Genomic DNA, 811 nt, shown 5'->3' with positions numbered 1-811 from the left:
GCATGCAGCACCTCGATGCCGGGCGTGGCGCCCAGCAGCCCGGCCAGCACCTGGCGCACCACGGCGGAGTCGTCGACGATCAGGACGGTGGTCTTGCGTGTCATGGTCTGTGTCTCTTCTTTCAGTTGTCCAGAGCGCCGCGCGGCACCGACGATCGAATGGCCGCGAAGCGGCATGGGGGGTGTTTCATGAGACAGAAGGAGGAATCTGGCGCACCCAGACGGAGCCGCTGGCGATGTCGAAGATCACCTGCCGGTGGCCGTCGCCGAACAGGTGCTCGCGGCGCACGGGAATGCCCATGCCGGCCAGCATCTCGCGCGCGGCATGGCCGTTCTGCATGCCGATGGGATGGGCGCCGCCCTTGGCCGTGCGCGAGGGAAACATGTTGCCCCCGCCGAAGATCTTGGCCTCGCACTCGGCCGCCGGCACGCGCTCGCGCCTGAGGCCCTGCACCATCAGCGCCAGGGCCTCGTCGCCGTAGCGGCCATCGAGTTCCTCGCCGCCGCGGGCGATGCGCCGGCGCTCGCCCAGCAGGAAGTGGCACATGGCGCCCACCTGGCGCTTGGGATGCCACAGCGTGATGGCCACGCAGGAGCCGAGCATGGTGCGCAGGCGCAGCGTGGCGTCGCCCACGAACCATTCCCCGGGCTGCAGGAAGATGTCCATGGGTTGGGGGGACAGGGACATGCGGGTCGGTCGCGGCTGGAAGGGAATTCAGGAGACGGCGGCACACGCAGCCCGCTCAGGGCTTGCGGTAGACCGACGGCGCGATCTGCTCGACGGCCGTGGAGACGCCGTGCAGGCTCTCGGA

Annotated in this window: 1 protein-coding gene; it reads right to left on the bottom strand. The window is 69.5% G+C overall.

What is annotated here, in order from left to right:
* Positions 1-186: 186 nt before the first annotated feature.
* Positions 187-687 carry a chemotaxis protein CheD gene (locus NS331_RS24465; RefSeq protein ID WP_242873880.1) on the bottom strand — a complete coding sequence of 167 codons (501 nt, stop codon included), beginning with the start codon at positions 685-687 and terminating at the stop codon, positions 187-189.
* Between the last annotated feature and the right edge of the window lie 124 nt (positions 688-811).

The sequence above is a fragment of the Pseudacidovorax intermedius genome (genome assembly GCF_001476815.1).
Taxonomy (GTDB): Bacteria; Pseudomonadota; Gammaproteobacteria; order Burkholderiales; family Burkholderiaceae_C; genus Xenophilus; species Xenophilus intermedius_A.
The sequence above is the reverse complement of the archived record's forward strand: the minus strand, read 5'-3'. Positions and strand labels throughout refer to the sequence as shown.